Below are 17,068 nucleotides of genomic sequence, written 5' to 3' on the forward strand. Positions count from 1 at the left end.
GTCAACTGCAAGAGCGAGAGGCGCAGACGATGAGAAATAAAACCCAACCCACCGCCCTGGTCACCGGCGCGTCGTCCGGCATGGGCAAGCGCATAGCCGAGCGTCTGATCGCCGACGGCTATCTGGTCTATGTCGCCGCCCGCGACACCGCCCGTATGGCCGATCTGGCCCAGCGCGGGGCCGTGCCGTTGCGGATGGACATCTCCAAGGACGAAGACATCGTCGCGGCGGTCGCGGCCATCACCGAACGGTCGGGCGGCGTCGATGTCCTGGTCAACAACGCCGGATACGGGCTGTACGGCCCGGTCGAGGAGATCCCGCTGGACGAGGCCCGGTATCAGTTCGAGGTCAATGTCTTCGGCCCGGCGCGGCTGACCCAGCTTCTGCTGCCGGCGATGCGGGCGCGTCGGTCGGGAACCATCGTCAACATCACCTCGATGGGGGGCAAGATCTACACCCTGCTGGGCGCCTGGTATCACGCCACCAAACACGCGCTGGAAGGCTGGTCAGACAGTCTGCGGCTGGAGGTCGAGCCGTTCGGCGTCCGCGTCGTGGTGATCGAGCCGGGCCTCATCGAGACCGGTTTCGGCGACGCGGCGTCCAAGGGCCTGCTTGAACGGTCGGGCGCGGGCGCCTACGCCAAGATGGCCAAGGGCGTCGCCGCCTCCATGAACCGCAGCTACGGCCAGGGCCGGGGCACGGACCCCAGGGTCATCGCCGATGTGGTGGGCGACGCCGTCAAGGCGCGTCGGCCCAAGACGCGCTATGCGGCGGGCCGCTATGCGAAGCTGATGATCGGCGTGCGCAAATGGCTGGGCGACCGCGTCTTCGACCGTCTGATCAAGAGCCAGATGTGAGCCGTGGCGATGCGTAGCGACGCCAGAGACGGCTTCCGGTTGCCGCAGGCCTTCTGGCGGGCGGCGGAGCGGATGGGCCTGTCCGCCCCGGCTCTGCTGCGTCAGGCGCGGCTTTCGGCCGCCCTGCACGTCACGCCGGACGCCTGGCTGACGACGGCGCAGTATTTCGTCCTGTGGCGGGCGGTCGAGACCCTGTCGCAAGACCCTGCCGTCGGTCTGCGGATGACGATGGAGACCGACGCCTCGCTTCATCCGCCCGCGACCTTGTCGGCCTTCTTCGCGCGGGATTTCCGTGACGGGTTGTTCCGGCTGGGGCGGTTCAAGCGGTTGTGCACGCCCGAGGCGCTGACGGTGGAGGAAACCGGATCAGAATGCCGGGTCTCGGTGCATTGGCTGCACGCCGACGCGCCCGAACCCGATGCGACGGCTGACGTCGCCTTCGCCGCCGTCCTGGAGCTGGGTCGTCGCGGCACGGGACGCCATCTTCGGCCGATCCGGGTCGAGATGACCCGCCGTGGTCCGATCAGCGAGACGCATGAGCGCTATTTCGATGCGCCGATCCATACGGGGTGCGGGCAAAACGCCCTTGTGTTGGACCGCGCCGACCTGGACCTGCCCTTCGCAGGGCATAACCCCGAGCTGTTGGCCGTCTTGGACCCCTCGCTGGCGGCGTCGTTGGGCGAGATCGAGGCTCGCTCCTCGCTATCGGATCAGGTCAAGATCCTGATCCAGCGCCGCATCGCCAGCGGCAAGCCCGACATCGCCGATGTGGCGCGCGAACTGGGCATGAGCGAGCGGACGCTGCAACGCCGGATCACGGAACAGGGGTCCAGCTATCGCGGCCTGTTGGACGAGGTGCGGCGTGAACTCAGCCGACATCTGCTGTCCGACGCCCGCAACAGCGTCGATGAGATCGCCTTCCTGCTCGGGTTTCAGGACAAGGGGTCCTTCTACCGCGCCTTCCGCACGTGGGAGGGCGTCACGCCCGCGCGGTGGCGCGCCCCGCACTGAACGCTCAGGCCGCCTTAGACCAGTCGGCTCTGCACCACGGCCGCCTCGATGAAGCCGGCGAACAAGGGGTGGGGCGCGAAGGGGCGGCTCTTCAGCTCCGGGTGGTACTGGACGCCGATGAACCACGGATGGTCAGGGCGCTCGACCGTTTCAGGCAGGACGCCGTCCGGCGACAGGCCGGCGAAACGCATGCCCGCGGCCTCCAGCGCCTCGCGGTAGTTGATGTTGACCTCATAGCGATGGCGATGCCGTTCGCTGATGGCCTGGCCGCCATAGATGTCGGCGATCTTCGATCCGTTCTCCAAGGTCGAATCATAGGCCCCCAGCCGCATGGTGCCGCCCAGGTCGCCGCCCTGCTCGCGCTGGACCCTTTGATTGCCCTGGGTCCATTCGGTCATCAGACCGACGACCGGCTCGGACGTCGGGCCGAATTCGGTCGATGAGGCCATGGGGAAGCCGGCCAGGTTCCGCGCCGTCTCGATCACCGCCATCTGCATGCCGAAACAGATGCCGAAATAGGGAATGTTGCGCTCGCGGGCGAAGCGGGCCGCCAGGATCTTGCCCTCGGCCCCGCGCTCGCCGAAGCCGCCGGGCACCAGCACGGCGTGGGCGCCTTGCAGCCGCGCCTCGCAGGCGTCGCGATCCCCCTCGAAGGTCTCGGCCTCGACCCAGTCGATATTGACCTTGACCCGGTTGGCGACGCCGCCGTGGTGCAGGGCCTCGATCAGGGACTTATAGGCGTCCTTCAGCACCGTGTATTTGCCGACCACGGCCACGGTGACCTCGCCGTCCGGGTTCAGGCGGCGATCGACGATCTCGGTCCAGCGCGACAGGTCCGGCGCGGGCGCGTCGGTCATGCCGAAATGGGCCAGAACCTCGGCGTCCAGGCCTTCACGATGATAGTCCAGCGGCACGGCGTAGATGTCGGCCGAATCCATGGCCTGGATGACGCCGCTTTCACGCACATTGCAGAACAGGCCGATCTTGCGCTTCTCGTCGGCCGGGATCGGCTGTTCGCAACGGCACAGCAGGATGTCCGGCTGGATGCCGATGGAGCGCAGCTCCTTGACCGAGTGCTGGGTCGGCTTGGTCTTCATCTCGCCGGCGGTCTTGATGAAGGGCAGCAGGGTCAGGTGCACGAAGCACGACTGGCCGCGCGGCAGGTCCTGGCCCAGTTGGCGGATGGCCTCGAAGAAGGGCAGGCCCTCGATGTCGCCGACCGTGCCGCCGATTTCGACTAGGACGAAGTCCGCCTCCTGGCCGTCGTCGGTCAGGGCCGGGGTCAGGCAGAAGGATTTGATCTGGTCAGTGACGTGGGGAATGACCTGGACCGTGGCGCCCAGATAGTCGCCGCGCCGCTCCTTCTCCAGGATGGTCGAATAGATGCGGCCGGTCGTGATGTTGTCCGACTTGGCCGCCGAGACGCCCGTGAACCGCTCATAGTGGCCCAGGTCGAGGTCGGTCTCGGCTCCGTCGTCGGTCACGAAGACCTCGCCGTGCTGATACGGACTCATCGTGCCCGGATCGACGTTCAGATAGGGGTCCAGCTTGCGCAGACGGACGGTGTAGCCGCGCGCTTGCAGAAGCGCGCCGAGAGCGGCGGAAGCGAGGCCTTTTCCCAATGAGGAAACCACGCCGCCAGTGATGAACACGTAACGGGCCATGGGAGATCACCCTACCGCCGATTCGGCGGCTGAACGCTGGAGACTTTGAGGGCGGGAGAGGAAGCCGGGGATAACCGCCCGGCTCATCCCCCTTATTGCTGCGGCTGGGCCGGCGCCTGGGCGCTCGGCAGACTGGCTTCCAGATCCTCCAGCGACGGCGCGGCGTTTTGGGCCGGGGCCGGCTGGGCGGGCTGCTGGGGCGCGGCGGCGGCCGCCGGGGCTTCGTCGCCCACGGCCAGCTTGCCGACGGCGTCCGCATCCACGACCGAACGGTTGGCGCGGGTCATATTGCCCGACACCGTCAGGCCGATGGCCAGAAGGAAGAACAGGGTCGCCAGGATCGAGGTCGCCCGCGTCAGCAGATTGCCGGCCCCGCGCGCCGTCATGAAGCCCGAAGGCCCTCCGCCCATGCCCAGCGCGCCGCCTTCGGAGCGTTGCAGCAGGATCACCCCGGTCAGGGCGATCGAGACGAGGATCATGGCGACGAGAAGAATGGTCTGGAGCATGGCGGCTTACATGTGGGCGCGGGCGCGCCGATCAAGCGGCGGCGTCTATCATTGTTGTGGCGGCGGGGCAACGCGCCGTTCCTGCCGCTCGACTTATCGGTGCATACCGACGATACATAAAGCTCCGGTGGCGAGGGGGACAGTGTGATGCCGATTTCGTTTGAGCATCTGAACTCAAACTGGAGTGAAAAAACGCCGCCAGGCGATCTGGATGTCCGCTGGCTGCGAGGCGTCATCTTTGAACTGTACCGAGACTATCAGGCGGACCCGAACCGCGGTTCAGACGAGGCTCTGCGCCTATTGCTTGAACGGGTCCGCCGTCGGTTCAAACAGGCTGACGATCAACTGATGCAGGCCTACTCGGTCGAGGAGCTGACAGGCTCCAAGAGTGGAAGCGTCACCTCCAGCAGCGGCTACCGCAGTGAAAGCTACACCCTCGTCGCACCCGAGGGCTTCGCCATGCTGGCGGAATCGTTCCGCAAGGACGGCAATGGCTTCAAGGGGCATCGCGTTAGCGACAGCACCCTCGTGTTCACCATCGGCGGCCAACGGGTCAAATTGCGGGTATGGATTGACGCAAGGCGCACACAAGCATCGGCTCGAAGCCTTACTGACGCCGCACTGGAAGTCGAACGCGTTGCGCTGATCGAGGCTCAGTTGCCCACGGATCGTTGGCCAGACCCCTAAGCCCGGCCCATCATGCCCGGATGATGCCCAGAAAGTCCGCGGCCTTCAGCGAGGCGCCGCCGACCAGGGCGCCGCCGACATCCTGAACCGCCAGGATTTCCGCCGCATTCGCGGGCTTGACCGAGCCGCCGTACAGGATCGGCGCGGTGCGCCCGCCCTCCCCCAGCCGCTCGACCAAGGCGGCGCGCACGGCGGCGTGCACCTCGGCGATCTGGTCCAGGGTCGGCGTCAGGCCGGTGCCGATGGCCCAGACCGGTTCATAGGCGACAGCGAAGGCCTTGCCGACGACGGCGTCGGGCAGCGAGGCCTTGACCTGGCCCGAGACGACCTCGACCGCCCGGCCCGCCTCGCGTTCCTGCAGCGTCTCGCCGACGCAGACGATCGGCTCCAGACCGGCGGCCAGCGCCGCCTCGACCTTGGCCGCGACGTCGGCGTCGGTCTCGCCCAGACCCTGACGGCGTTCGGAGTGGCCCAGGATGACCAGGCCCGCGCCCGCGTCCTTCAGCATGGCCGCCGAGACGGAGCCGGTGTAGGCCCCGGCCGCCTGGGCGTGACAATCCTGGCCGCCGATCTCGACCGCGCCGCCCTTCAGCCGCCAGGCCGCCTGGGCGATCAGGGTCGCGGGCGGGCACAGGGCCACGCGATGGGCGCTCGGCTCGCTCTCCAGGGCGGATTTCAGGGCCTCGGCCTCGGCCAGGTCGGCGGCCAGGCCGTTCATCTTCCAGTTGCCGACGATCAGCTTCACGGTCTGTTTCATGCGGTCTGTCTAGGACCGGGCGGCCGTCAAGCCAAGCCGCAAGAGCCGAGGTATGGCTTTCGCCTTCTTGCGGTCACGCCCGCCGCCCCTCTATAGGCGGATACGACGCGTCCTCGCCGCGAGCTTAGGTTCACCGATGATCACCCACTTCCGCAATTTCGCTAAGTCCAAATGGGCCGCGGGCCTGTTTGTCCTGCTGATCATCAGCTTCGCCGTCGTCGGCTCGCAGATGGATGTCTTCGCCAACTTCGGACCCAAGCACGTCATCACCGCGGGCGACCGCAGCATGAACCAGGTCCAGTTCCGCGCCGTCTTCGACCGCGTGCGCGAGAATGTGCAGGAACAGGCCGGACGTCCGGTGACCGTCGAGGAGATGGTCAAGGAGAACCTGCACCAGCGGTTCCTGGAGAGCCAGACCCGCAACCTGGGCTTCCTGGCCTGGGCCTGGGACGCGGGCTTGCGCCCCGGCAAGGACCTGATCGTCAAGCGCATCCGCGAGATCCCGGCCTTCTTCAACCAGGTGACCGGCCAGTTCGACGAAACCCAGTACCAACAGGCCCTGGCCCAGCAAGGCGTCACCCCGGCCGATCTGGAGCAGGACTTCCGCGACCAGTCGATCGTCGAACACTATGGCGCGGGCCTGGCCGCCGGCGCGCGCATCCCGCGCATCTACGCCGCCCTGCTGGCCAATCAGGCGCGCCAGACGCGTGACGGCCGCTGGTTCACCGTGACCCAGGCCATGGCCGGCCGCGCCGCCGCGCCGACCGACGCCCAACTGACCGCCTTCATGAACCAGAACGCCGCCCAGTTGCGCCGTCCCGAGTTCCGCATGGTCTCGATCATCCTGTTCGCGCCCAGCCGCGAACAGCAGAGCGCGGCCATCAGCGAAGAGAAAATCCGCGAGCGTTTCGAGTTCCGCAAGGCCGCCCTGTCGCAGCCGGAGAAGCGCAGCTTCGTCACCCTGACGGCTCCGACGCGCGAGGTCGCCGCCCGCGTGGCCGCCGCCCTGCGCGCCGGGCAATCGCCCCAGGAAGTCGGCCGCGCCAACAACATCCGCCCCGCCGACTTCGACGCCGCGCCGAAATCGGCCCTGGGCGACCCGGCCGTGGCCGAGGCCGTGTTCGGCATGACCGCCGGGTCGGTGTCCGACCCGATCCAGGCCCGCGTGGGCTTCGCCGTCGTCAAGCTGACCTCGGTCACGCCCGGTCAGGCGGCGACCCTGGAGGGTGTTCGCGACGCCATCGTCGCCGAGCTGCGCCAGGAAGACGCCCGCGCCAAGACCTATGAAGCGGTCGAGGCCTATGAGCGCGCCCGTTCCGAGGGCAAGACCCTGCAACAGGCCGTGCAACAGGTCGGCGCCCGCATCGTGCAACTGCCGCCCTTCACCCAGGACGGCAAGCTGCCGGACGGCCAACCGCTGAACGCGCCGCCGCAGGTGCTGACCCAGGCCTATGCGCTGAGCAAGAGCGGCGAATCCGAGGTGATCGACGCCGGTCAGGGCCAGTATTTCGTCATCCGCGTCGATGATGTGCGCCCGTCGCAACTGCCGACCCTGGCCGACATCCGCGCGCCCCTGGCCGCCCAGTGGACCGCGCGTGAGAACGCCCGCCTGCTGGCCGCCAAGGCCGACGAACTGGCCCGCCGCATCCGAGGCGGTCAGGACATCGCCGCCGTCGCCTCGTCCGTGGGCGCTTCGGTGACCACCCGCACCGGCGTCGAACAGACCGGCGCGGTCCAGACCCAGATCGGCCAGGGCGTCATGCGCGGCCTGTTCACCCAGGGCCGCAACCAGGTCTTCGTCGAACCGCAGAGCGGCGACAGCACCGTCATCGGCCGCGTCGACGCCATCCATGCCGCCGTTCCCGCCCTGGCCGCCGCCCTGGGTGAACAGGCCCGGCCGCGTCTGACCCAGGAGTACATGGAGGCCCTGGTCCAGGATTCGATGGGCGCCGCCGCCCGCCGGGTGAAGGCTCGCAACGATCCGGCCCTGGCGCTGCAAGCCCTGGGCGTCCAGGACCCGGCCGCCCCCGCCGCCCCGGCGCAATGACGACGGCGGATCGCGACGCCTTCCTGGCCGGCTATGCCGCCGGGCGCCCCCAGGTCGTCGTCCGCCGCCTGATCGACGACCTGGAGACGCCGGTCTCGGCCTTTCTCAAGGTCGGCCACGGACGGCCCTACGCCTGTCTGCTGGAATCGGTCGAAGGCGGCGCGGTCAACGGCCGCTATTCAATCGTCGCCCTGGACCCCGACATCGTCTGGCGCTGTCGCGACGGCTGGGCCGAGACGGCGCGCGGCCCGGCGATCGCGGGGGCGGCGTTCACGCCCGAAGCCCTGCCCGCACTGGAATCGCTGCGCGCCCTGATCGCCGCCAGCCGGTTCGATCTGCCCGAGGGCCTGCCGCCCATGGCCGCGGGTCTGTTCGGCGTGTTCGGCTATGACATGGTCCGATTGTTGGAGCCGCTGGGCGCCGCCAATCCCGATCCGCTGGACCTGCCCGACGCCGTCCTGGGCCGCCCGTCGCTGGTGGCGGTGTTCGATTCGGTCGAGCATGAGATCGTGCTGGTCTCGGCCGCCTATCCCGACGGCGGCGTCTCGGCCGAGGCGGCTCACGCCGACGCCGTCACCCGGCTTGACGCCTTTGAGATCGCCCTGCGCGGTCCCCTGCCCGCGACCGCCGCGCCGGTGACCGGCGAAGCGCCCGCCGCGACGCCCGATTTCGCCTCTCGCCTCGATGAGGCGGGCTTTTCGGCCATGGTGCGGACGGCCCAGGACTATATCGCCGCCGGCGACATCTTTCAGGTCGTGCTGAGCCATCGGTTCTCGGCCGAATGGCCGCAAGACCCCTTCGCCTTCTATCGCGCCCTGCGGCGTCAGAACCCTTCGCCCTATCTGTTCTTCCTGGACGGCGGCGGTTTCCAACTGGCGGGGTCCAGTCCCGAGATCCTGGTGCGGCTGAAGGACGGACGCGTGACCATCCGCCCCCTGGCCGGCACCCGTCCGCGCGGCGAGACGCCCGAGCTTGATCGTGCGCTGGAGACCGAACTGCTGGCTGATCCGAAGGAACGCGCCGAGCACCTGATGCTGCTGGATCTGGGCCGCAACGACGTGGGCCGCGTCTCGGCGCCCGGCACGGTCGAGGTGACCGAGAGCTTCGTCATCGAACGCTACAGCCAGGTCATGCACATCGTCTCCAACGTCCAAGGCCGGGCCGATCCCAGGATCGACGCCGTCGACGCCCTGCTGGCCGCCCTGCCCGCCGGCACATTGTCGGGCGCGCCCAAGGTGCGGGCCATGGAGATCATCGACGAACTGGAGACCGAGAAGCGCGGCGTCGGCTATGGCGGCGGCGTGGGCTACATCTCGGCCAACGGCGAGGCCGACGTCTGCATCGTGTTGAGAACCGCCCTGTTCACCGGCGGCCGGGCCTATGTGCAGGCGGGCGCGGGCGTCGTCGCCGACAGCGATCCTAAGGCCGAACACGCGGAAACGGTCTTCAAGGCCCGCGCACCCATGCGGGCGGCGGCCGAGGCCTGGCGTTACGGCTCCAGGGGCTGAACGGCGGCGGCCTGTCCGTGAGGCGGCTCCATCGACACGCCTGGTCCCAGGATCACCACGCCCGCCATCAGCACGGCGGCCGAGGCGCATAGACCGGCGGCGAACAGGGCCGCCCACGGGCTGCCCGGCTTGTCCTGCGACGCGGTCAACAGCGTGCGGGCCTTGGCGACGGCTTCGGTCATGGCGACGATTCCTCTTCGTGCCGATGACACAGGTTCGAGGTTAACGAGACCTTTCCCGCACGCATCCGCTTGGCGCGGAGACCATGCCGCCTTAAGACCGCCGGATGATCCTGGTCGTCGATAACTACGACAGCTTCACCTACAACCTCGTCCACTACCTCGCGGAGTTGGGCGCCACGACGCACGTGGTGCGCAACGACGATCTGACGGCCGAGGAAGCCTGGGCGCTGAAGCCCCAGGCGGTGCTGTTGTCGCCCGGACCCTGCACGCCGACCGAGGCGGGGATATGTCTGCCGCTGCTGGAGACGGCGCCGCAGGACATGCCGATCCTGGGCGTTTGTCTGGGCCACCAGGCCATGGGCCAAGCCTACGGCGGCGACGTGATCCGCGCCAAGACCCTGATGCACGGCAAGACCTCGCCGATCCTGCATGAAGGCAAGAGCCTGTTCGCCGGCCTGCCGTCGCCCTTCACCGCGACGCGCTATCACTCGCTGGCCGTGCGTCGCGAGACCCTGCCGGATGAGCTGGAGGTCACCGCCTGGACGGCCGACGGCGAGATCATGGGCTTGCAGCACCGGACCCGGCCGATTCACGGCGTTCAGTTCCATCCCGAATCCATCGCCACCGAGCACGGCCATGCGATGCTGGCCAACTTCCTGGACCTGGCGGGCGTCAAGCGTCTGAAGGCCGCCTGAAGTGTCCGACGGCTTCAAGCCCTTGTTGGCCAAGCTGGTCGACGGCCGCGTGCTGTCGTCGGATGAGGCGCGCGCCTTCTTCGCCGCCTGTCTGCGTGGCGAACCGACGCCGTCGCAGGTCGCGGCGGCCGTCACCGCCCTGCGCATTCGCGGTGAAACGGTCGATGAGATCGCCGCCTTCGCCACGGCCATGCGCGACGCCGCCCTGACGTTGAATCACCCCTACGACGTCATCGACACCTGCGGCACCGGCGGCGACGGCCAGCACACCTACAACGTCTCCACCGCCGCGGCCCTGGTGCTGGCGGGCGCGGGGGTGAAGGTCGCCAAACACGGCAACCGCGCCCTGTCGTCCAAGTCGGGTTCGTCCGACGTGCTGGCGGCGCTGGGCGTCAACCTTCAGGCCGATCAGGCCCAGCAGTTGCGGGCGCTGGAGACGGCGGGCATCGCCTTCCTGTTCGCTCCCGCCTATCACGGCGCCATGCGGCACGTCGGGCCGGTGCGCGCCGAGATCGGGTTCCGTACGGTTTTCAATCTTCTCGGGCCGCTTTCCAACCCGGCTTCCGCGAAGCGGCAGGTGATGGGCGTCTATGATCCGCGCCTGTTGGAGCCGCTGGCCGAGGTCTTGGGTCGGCTCGGCGCCGTGCATGCCTGGACCGTTCACGGCCAGGGTCTGGACGAACTGACCACCACGGGACCGACCGAGGTCGCCGAGTGGAAAGACGGCGCCGTCCGCCGCTTCCAGGTCACGCCCGAGGACGCCGGTCTGCCCCGCGCCGACATCTCGGCCCTGCGCGGCGGCGACGCCGAAGAGAATGCGGACGCTCTGCGCGCCCTGCTGGACGGTGCGCCCGGCGCCTATCGCGACATCGTGCTGTTGAACGCCGCCGCCGCCCTGGTGGTCGCCGACCGCGCGGCCGATCTGGCCCAGGGCGCCGCCCTGGCCGCCGCCGTCATCGACGATGGGCGCGCCGCCCGCGCCCTGGACGCCCTGGTCGCGGCCACCAACACCCCGATCGAGACGCCCGAGCCGTGAACGACATCCTGGACCGCATCGCCGATTACAAGCGTGACGAGGTCGCCGCCCGCAAGGCCGCTCGGCCGCGGAGCGTTGTCGAAACCGCCGCCCGTGACGCTTCTCCGCCGCGCGGTTTTCGCGCCGCGCTGGAGCGCGCCAGCGGAGTCGGCCGTCCCGGTCTGATCGCCGAAATCAAGAAGGCCAGTCCGTCCAAGGGCCTGATCCGCGCCGACTTCGACCCGCCGTCCCTGGCCCAGGCCTATGAACGCGGCGGCGCGTCCTGTCTGTCCGTCTTGACCGACGGTCCCAGCTTCCAGGGCGACGACGCCTATCTGGCCGCCGCTCGCGACGCGGTCGCCCTGCCCTGCCTGCGCAAGGACTTCCTGGTCGATCCCTGGCAGGTGGCCGAGAGCCGCGCGCTCGGCGCCGACTGCATCCTGATCATCCTGGCCATGATCGACGACGCCCTGGCCGCCGACCTGCTGGCCGAGGCGGATCGCTGGGGCATGGACGCCCTGATCGAGACCCACGACGAGACCGAAATGGCCCGCGCCTGTGAACTGGTCGAGGATCGAGACGACGTTCTGGTCGGAATCAACAATCGCTCCCTGCGCACCTTCCAGGTCGACCTGGCCGTGACCGAACGCCTGGCCCTGCTCAGCCCGGTGCGCGCCCTGTTGGTGGCCGAGAGCGGCATCTTCACGCCCGACGACGTCGCCCGCGTCGCGGCCGCTGACGCCCAGGCCGTGCTGGTCGGCGAAAGCCTGATGCGTCAATCGGACGTCGAGGCGGCGACCCGGGCCTTGATGGCGTGAGCGATGACCCGCCCCGTGCGAGTGCGCTCAAGGTCACCTTGGCCGTTCTCGCCGTCCCGATCCTGACGGCGTACGGCTGTTCCCTGATCGCTACAGACGGCGCGGGCTATTCTGGGCGAGGACCTTGGGAAGGCACGGCGATGACCGCCCTGATCATGGCGGCGGCGCTGACCTTCCACTGCTACAGTCTTGCCTTCAAGAGGCGGCCTTCATTCGTCATCCTTGAAGACCGGTTAGAACATTTTCGTTGGAAGAAGCCATTATATTTCAAGGATATCGAAGCCGTCGTTTTTCAGCCCGCAGACCATTGGGCGCGACGCACGTCCGAGGTTCATCTCCGACTGTCCGACGGAACCCTGCAGTACATTCCGACCGCCCTCATGACGCATGGACCGAGAGCGTTCGCGACCTTGCTGCAGGACGCCCTCGATCGCTATCGCGAGGATCATCCGCCGTTAAGTTGACATTAGGTAAGAACACTTACAGAACATCGGCAACGGTTCACGCCTTGTTCTGGAAGATTCGCCGCCATGCTCACGCGCAAACAGCACGAACTCCTGATGTTCATCCACGAACGCATCAAGGAGACGGGCGTCTCCCCCTCGTTCGACGAGATGAAGGAGGCGCTGGATCTGGCGTCGAAATCGGGCATCCATCGCCTGATCACGGCGCTGGAGGAACGCGGCTTCATCCGCCGCCTGGCCCATCGGGCGCGGGCGCTGGAGGTGATGAAACTGCCGGAACAGGCCACGGCCTCGGCGCCCAAGGGCGGCCGCGCGCCGTTCAAGCCGGGCGTGATCCAGGGCGGCGGCGGCGCCTCGGTCGAGGCCGCCAACGACGTGCGCGAACTGCCCCTGCTGGGCAAGATCGCCGCCGGCACCCCCATCGCCGCCATCCAGCACGAGCGCGACCGCCTGTTCGTGCCCGAGGCCATGCTTGGCGCGGGCGAGCACTATTGCCTGGAGATCGAAGGCGATTCGATGATCGAAGCGGGCATCCTGGACGGCGACACCGTGGTCATCAAAAAGGGCGCGACCGCCAACAACGGCGAGATCGTCGTGGCCCTGGTCGAGGGCGAGGAGGCGACGCTGAAACGCCTGCGCCGCAAGGGCGCCTCCATCGCCCTGGAACCGGCCAACCGCAACTATGAGACCCGCATCTTCGGTCCCGACCAGGTCGAGGTTCAGGGCAAGCTGGTGGGCCTTATCCGCCGCTATCACTGAAGTCGGGATCGCCCAGGCGGCTCCATGGCCGGTCGCCGCGCGCCTGGGTCGTCCACGCCGCCCGCCAGCCGGACCCGTCGCGCCACAACTCGACCGCGCCGCCTCGGGCGTAGTCCAGCCCGTCCAGCACCAGGCGTCCATTGCACGTCGTCGGCAGAGATTGAACGACCGCCCGCACGCTGACGACCGGCGCCGAGGCGCACAGGCTCGTCATCTGCTCCATCGTCGGTGCGCGGCGGCCCCACCACATCGCGATGGAGGCGGCGTCTCGTCGGCTCGGCGCACAGGCGAAGCGGGTGCAGGTCCACCCCTCGACGGGTCTCTCGACCGCCTCCAACCCGCGCCGCCGTGACCACAGATCGACCGCGAACTGACGCACGCCGGGCCGCACCACGACGGCGGCGTGTTCGACCCGGAAGGCCGCATTGGTTCCGCCGTCGCCGATCCAGAGATCCGGCGCGGGCGCCCTGGGCCACACCAACACGGCCAGGGCGAACGGCAGGCCCAGCCAACGCAGCCGCCCCTTCCACAGGCACAGGAACAGCACGCCCAGAAAGGCGATGGGCAGAGCCGCCGCCGGGGCGCTGGGCACCGTGCGCACGGCGCCCGGCAGACTCGCGACCCACCCCCCGATCGCCAGCATCAGGTCAACGCCGACGCCCGCCAGCCACAGAAAGGGCGCGCCCAGCCCCAACGGCTCCAGCGCCGCGCCCACGGCCAGGGCGGGCAGCATGATGAAATCGGCGACCGGCGCCGTCATCAGATTGGCGGCCAGGCCATAGACCGCCGTGCGGTTGAAATGCTGCATGGCGAACGGGCCGGTCGCCAGGCCCGCGACCAGGCTGGCGGCCACGGCGATGACGATCCAGCCGCCGATCCTCTGGCTCCAGACGATGGGCCAGGGCGCCGAGATTTCGCGTGTACGCGGCGGCCAGGCCTCGGCCAGGGCCACCAGGGCCGCGGTGGCGGCGAAGGACATCTGGAAGCCGGGCGTGACCACGGCCTCGGGTTGCAGGATCAGCACGGCGAAGGCGGCCACGGCCAGGGCGTGCATGCTGATCGCCTGTCGATCCAGCAATATGGCCAGAAAGGCGATGGAGGCGGTGATGGCCGCCCGCTCGGCCGGCGGCGGCGCGCCCGAGACGATCAGATAGGTCCCCACCGCGATCAGCCCGGCCCAGGCGGCGACCTTCTTGCCCGACACCCGCAAGGCCAGCCACGGGACCAAGGCCACGCCCAGCCGCACCGCGAAGAAGACGAAGCCGCCCACGATGGCCATGTGCAGACCCGAGATCGACAGGATGTGCGCCAGGCCGGAATCGCGCATCGTCTGCACGTCCTCGGGCATGATCCAGGTCTCGTGTCCCGTGGTCATGGCCGCCGCCACGCCGCCCGTCCGTTCGCCCAACCGCGCGACGATGGCCTGGGCCAGACGGAAACGCGCGGCGTTGACCCTCATCTCCAGGGCCAGCCGCCAGGGCGGATCGGGCAGGACCGCGGGCCGCAGCTCGCCCAGGGCGAAGGCCGATCCGCCCAGTCCCTGGAACCAGGCGTTGCGGCCGAAATCATAGGCGCCGGGCGCGGCCGGGGCCGGCGGCGGGTTCAATATGGCGAACAGACGCACTGGCGCGCCGGGCGGCGGCGGCGCGCCGCGCACCGTGGCTCTGAGACGGGTCGGCGTCTGTTCCGGCGCCAGGCCGCGCACCCGCACCGGCGCGATCACCACCCGCGCCCCGCGCTCGCCCCGGCTGTCGACGTCCACGACCCAGCCTTCGATGACCGTCGGCTCGCTCATCGCCGGGGCGACGGGTTCGGCGACGATCAAGGTCCGTGTTTTGGCCGCCGCCAGGCCGCCAGCCAGACACGCCAGCATCAGCAGCGGCAGGGTCCAACGCCGCGACAGGCCGCGCCGCTTGGCCCCCAGCCAGACGCCGGCCGTCACCACGGCCGCCAACAACAGCGGCCACAGCGACGGTTCGGTCATCAGGGCGAAATAGGCCGCACAGCCGCCGCCAAAGGCCACCGGCGCCCACAGCCGCCAACGATCGGACTGGGCCGCGGCCTGATCGGCCAGCCAGGCGCGGAAACGCTCACGGGCGCTGGGATTCACGGCGTCGGGCGGTATAAGGGCGGCCCCAACGGACCCCTTATCCATGACCTCCGCCTCTCCCGTCGTCACGCGCTTCGCCCCCTCGCCCACCGGCTATCTGCACATAGGGGGCGCCCGAACGGCGCTTTTCAATCACCTTTACGCACGGCGGCACGGCGGCAAATTCCTGGTGCGGGTGGAAGACACCGACCGCGAACGCTCCACTGACGAAGCGGTCAAGGCCATCTTCGACGGCCTGGCCTGGCTGGAGCTGTTCGCCGACGAGGAGCCGATCTTCCAATTCAGCCGCGCCGACCGCCACCGCCAGGTGGTGGACCAGTTGCTGGAGACCGGCCACGCCTATCGCGACTTCCTGACGGCGGAAGAGACCGGCGCCCTGCGCGACGCCGCTAAGGCCGAAGGGCGCACCTTCGAATCGCCCTGGCGCGACCGTGAACCCGGCGTCGACGACCTGGCCCGCCCGCACACGGTTCGTTTCCGTCGTCCGCATCCGGTCAGCGTGACCGTGGACGACGCCGTTCAGGGACGCGTGCAATGGGACTCCTCGGCGCTGGACGATCTGGTGCTGCTGCGTTCGGACGGCGCGCCGACCTATAATCTCGCCGTGGTGGTGGACGACCACGACATGGGCGTGACCCACGTCATCCGCGGCGACGACCATCTGAACAACGCCGCGCGCCAGAGCCTGATCTACGACGCCCTGGGCTGGACCCGGCCGGTCTTCGCCCACATCCCGCTGATCCATGGACCGGACGGTGCCAAACTGTCCAAACGGCACGGCGCCCAGGCGGTGCATGAATACGCCGAGATGGGCTATCTGCCCGAGGCCATGCGCAACTATCTGGCCCGCCTGGGCTGGGCGCACGGCGACGACGAACTGTTCGGCGACGAACAGGCTCAGGCCTGGTTCGACCTGGACGGCGTCGGCAAGGCCCCGGCGCGGCTGGATTTCGACAAGCTGGCCCACGTCAACGCCCACTGGCTGCGTCTGGCCGACGACGACCGCCTGGCCAAGGCGGCGCTGGACGTTCACCTAGCGCGCGGCCGCGCCCTGGCGCCCGACGACGAGACCCGCCTGCTGCGCGCCATGCCCTTCCTGAAGGATCGGGCCAAGACGACGCTGGAGCTGGCCGACCAGTCGGAATTCGTGCTCAAGGCCCGACCCCTGACCATCGACGACAAGGGCCGCGCCCTGTTGTCGGGCGAGACCCTGGACCGGCTGAAACGCCTGCGCGACCGGTTGAACCTGTTCCAATCCTGGGACGTCTTCGCCCTGGAGGCCGAGTTGAAGGCCTTCGCCGAAGAGGAAGGCGTCGGCTTCGGCAAGATCGGCCCGCCGGTGCGCGCGGCCCTGACCGGCGGCGCCCCGTCGCCCGACATCGCCCGCACCCTGGCGTCACTGGGTCGTGAAGAAAGCCTCGGGCGCTTGGATGATGCGCTGCAACAGACTATTTGAACGTCACGTCTAACGATCCTTCCGCCGTCGCCTCCCCGCGGCCGGCCCGAACATCAGGGGCATTGATGACCGAACAAGCCAAATCCGCCGGCGCCGCCGTCCTCAACTACGGTGACGTTTCCGTCGAACTGCCGGTGCTGAAAGGCTCGACCGGGCCGGACGTGATCGACATCCGCAAGCTGTACGGCGCAACCGACGCCTTCACCTATGATCCCGGCTTCACCTCGACCGCGGCTTGCGAATCGGGCCTGACCTTCATCGACGGCGACAAGGGGGTGCTGCTGCATCGCGGCTATCCGATCGACCAGTTGGCGTCGAAGTCGAACTTCGTCGAGGTCTGTCACCTGCTGTTGCACGGCGAACTGCCGACCGCCTCGGAATACGAGACTTTCGAGAACCTGATCACGCGGCACACCATGCTGCATTCTCAGTTCGATCGCTTCTTTGAAGGTTTCCGCCGCGACGCCCATCCGATGGCGATCATGGTCGGCACCGTCGGCGCCCTGTCGGCCTTCTATCACGACAGCCTGGA

The 17,068-nt window shown here is 68.7% G+C and carries 17 protein-coding genes; 12 read left to right on the top strand and 5 right to left on the bottom strand.

The annotated features are described in order from the left end of the window. Positions 1–29 precede the first annotated feature (29 nt). Together V7D63_RS09075 and V7D63_RS09080 are read left to right on the top strand one after the other, a co-directional pair. A complete protein-coding gene (locus tag V7D63_RS09075; protein ID WP_333591948.1) occupies positions 30–857 on the top strand; it encodes an oxidoreductase in 828 nt (275 codons plus the stop codon). A gap of 9 nt (positions 858–866) precedes the next feature. Then, positions 867–1,868 carry an AraC family transcriptional regulator gene (locus V7D63_RS09080; RefSeq protein ID WP_333591949.1) on the top strand — a complete coding sequence of 334 codons (1,002 nt, stop codon included), beginning with the start codon at positions 867–869 and terminating at the stop codon, positions 1,866–1,868. 14 nt (positions 1,869–1,882) lie between these two features. Here V7D63_RS09080 and V7D63_RS09085 read toward each other — a convergent pair whose 3' ends face one another. Further along, on the bottom strand, positions 1,883–3,532 hold the full coding sequence (locus V7D63_RS09085) for a CTP synthase (protein WP_333591950.1): 1,650 nt from the start codon (positions 3,530–3,532) through the stop codon (positions 1,883–1,885). Between the two features lie 92 nt (positions 3,533–3,624). Further along, positions 3,625–4,038 (bottom strand): preprotein translocase subunit SecG, encoded by a 414-nt coding sequence (secG, locus tag V7D63_RS09090; RefSeq protein WP_333591951.1) that lies wholly within the window; start codon positions 4,036–4,038, stop codon positions 3,625–3,627. Positions 4,039–4,185: 147 nt separating this feature from the next. Between secG and V7D63_RS09095 the strand changes: the two genes are divergently transcribed. After that, complete coding sequence (locus tag V7D63_RS09095) at positions 4,186–4,725, top strand: hypothetical protein (protein ID WP_333591952.1); 540 nt, start codon at positions 4,186–4,188, stop codon at positions 4,723–4,725. A 10-nt stretch (positions 4,726–4,735) separates the two neighbouring features. Here the strand turns inward: V7D63_RS09095 and tpiA are convergent, their stop codons facing one another. Further along, positions 4,736–5,482 (bottom strand): triose-phosphate isomerase, encoded by a 747-nt coding sequence (gene tpiA / locus V7D63_RS09100; protein ID WP_333591953.1) that lies wholly within the window; start codon positions 5,480–5,482, stop codon positions 4,736–4,738. A 136-nt stretch (positions 5,483–5,618) separates the two neighbouring features. Here tpiA and V7D63_RS09105 point away from each other — a divergent pair, with 136 nt between their 5' ends. Beyond that, positions 5,619–7,529 (top strand): peptidylprolyl isomerase, encoded by a 1,911-nt coding sequence (locus tag V7D63_RS09105; RefSeq protein ID WP_333591954.1) that lies wholly within the window; start codon positions 5,619–5,621, stop codon positions 7,527–7,529. After that, positions 7,526–9,037 carry an anthranilate synthase component I gene (gene trpE, locus V7D63_RS09110; RefSeq protein WP_333591955.1) on the top strand — a complete coding sequence of 504 codons (1,512 nt, stop codon included), beginning with the start codon at positions 7,526–7,528 and terminating at the stop codon, positions 9,035–9,037. The genes V7D63_RS09105 and trpE overlap by 4 nt, the downstream gene beginning before the upstream one ends. Here trpE and V7D63_RS09115 read toward each other — a convergent pair. Then, positions 9,019–9,219, bottom strand: a complete 201-nt coding sequence (locus V7D63_RS09115; protein ID WP_333591956.1) for a peptidoglycan-binding protein — start codon at positions 9,217–9,219, stop codon at positions 9,019–9,021. The genes trpE and V7D63_RS09115 overlap by 19 nt on opposite strands. Before the next feature lie 104 nt (positions 9,220–9,323). On the opposite strand from V7D63_RS09115, the gene V7D63_RS09120 reads away from it, so the two are divergent. The 5 genes from V7D63_RS09120 (at position 9,324) to lexA (ending at position 12,970) form a co-directional block, all read left to right on the top strand. Further along, a complete protein-coding gene (locus tag V7D63_RS09120) occupies positions 9,324–9,914 on the top strand; it encodes an anthranilate synthase component II (RefSeq protein ID WP_333591957.1) in 591 nt (196 codons plus the stop codon). Between the two features lies 1 nt (position 9,915). Next, positions 9,916–10,950 carry an anthranilate phosphoribosyltransferase gene (gene trpD / locus V7D63_RS09125; RefSeq protein ID WP_333591958.1) on the top strand — a complete coding sequence of 345 codons (1,035 nt, stop codon included), beginning with the start codon at positions 9,916–9,918 and terminating at the stop codon, positions 10,948–10,950. Then, complete coding sequence (gene trpC / locus V7D63_RS09130; protein ID WP_333591959.1) at positions 10,947–11,747, top strand: indole-3-glycerol phosphate synthase TrpC; 801 nt, start codon at positions 10,947–10,949, stop codon at positions 11,745–11,747. The genes trpD and trpC overlap by 4 nt, the downstream gene beginning before the upstream one ends. 140 nt (positions 11,748–11,887) lie before the next feature. Beyond that, positions 11,888–12,211 carry a hypothetical protein gene (locus V7D63_RS09135; protein ID WP_333591960.1) on the top strand — a complete coding sequence of 108 codons (324 nt, stop codon included), beginning with the start codon at positions 11,888–11,890 and terminating at the stop codon, positions 12,209–12,211. A gap of 66 nt (positions 12,212–12,277) precedes the next feature. After that, positions 12,278–12,970, top strand: a complete 693-nt coding sequence (gene lexA / locus V7D63_RS09140; protein WP_333591961.1) for a transcriptional repressor LexA — start codon at positions 12,278–12,280, stop codon at positions 12,968–12,970. On the opposite strand, the gene V7D63_RS09145 is transcribed toward lexA, so the two are convergent. Continuing rightward, positions 12,951–15,125, bottom strand: coding sequence for a ComEC/Rec2 family competence protein (locus V7D63_RS09145; protein ID WP_333591962.1), 2,175 nt, complete (start codon positions 15,123–15,125; stop codon positions 12,951–12,953). The genes lexA and V7D63_RS09145 overlap by 20 nt on opposite strands. Between V7D63_RS09145 and gltX the strand changes: the two genes are divergently transcribed. Together gltX and V7D63_RS09155 are read left to right on the top strand one after the other, a co-directional pair. Further along, positions 15,124–16,536, top strand: coding sequence for a glutamate--tRNA ligase (gltX, locus tag V7D63_RS09150; protein ID WP_333591963.1), 1,413 nt, complete (start codon positions 15,124–15,126; stop codon positions 16,534–16,536). The two genes, V7D63_RS09145 and gltX, sit on opposite strands and share 2 nt — an antisense overlap. A 65-nt stretch (positions 16,537–16,601) precedes the next feature. Next, positions 16,602–17,068 (top strand): citrate/2-methylcitrate synthase (locus V7D63_RS09155; RefSeq protein ID WP_333591964.1); only part of this gene is annotated, 467 nt, incomplete at its 3' end.

Origin of the sequence: Brevundimonas sp., assembly GCF_036732845.1 — a bacterium.
GTDB lineage: Bacteria > Pseudomonadota > Alphaproteobacteria > Caulobacterales > Caulobacteraceae > Brevundimonas.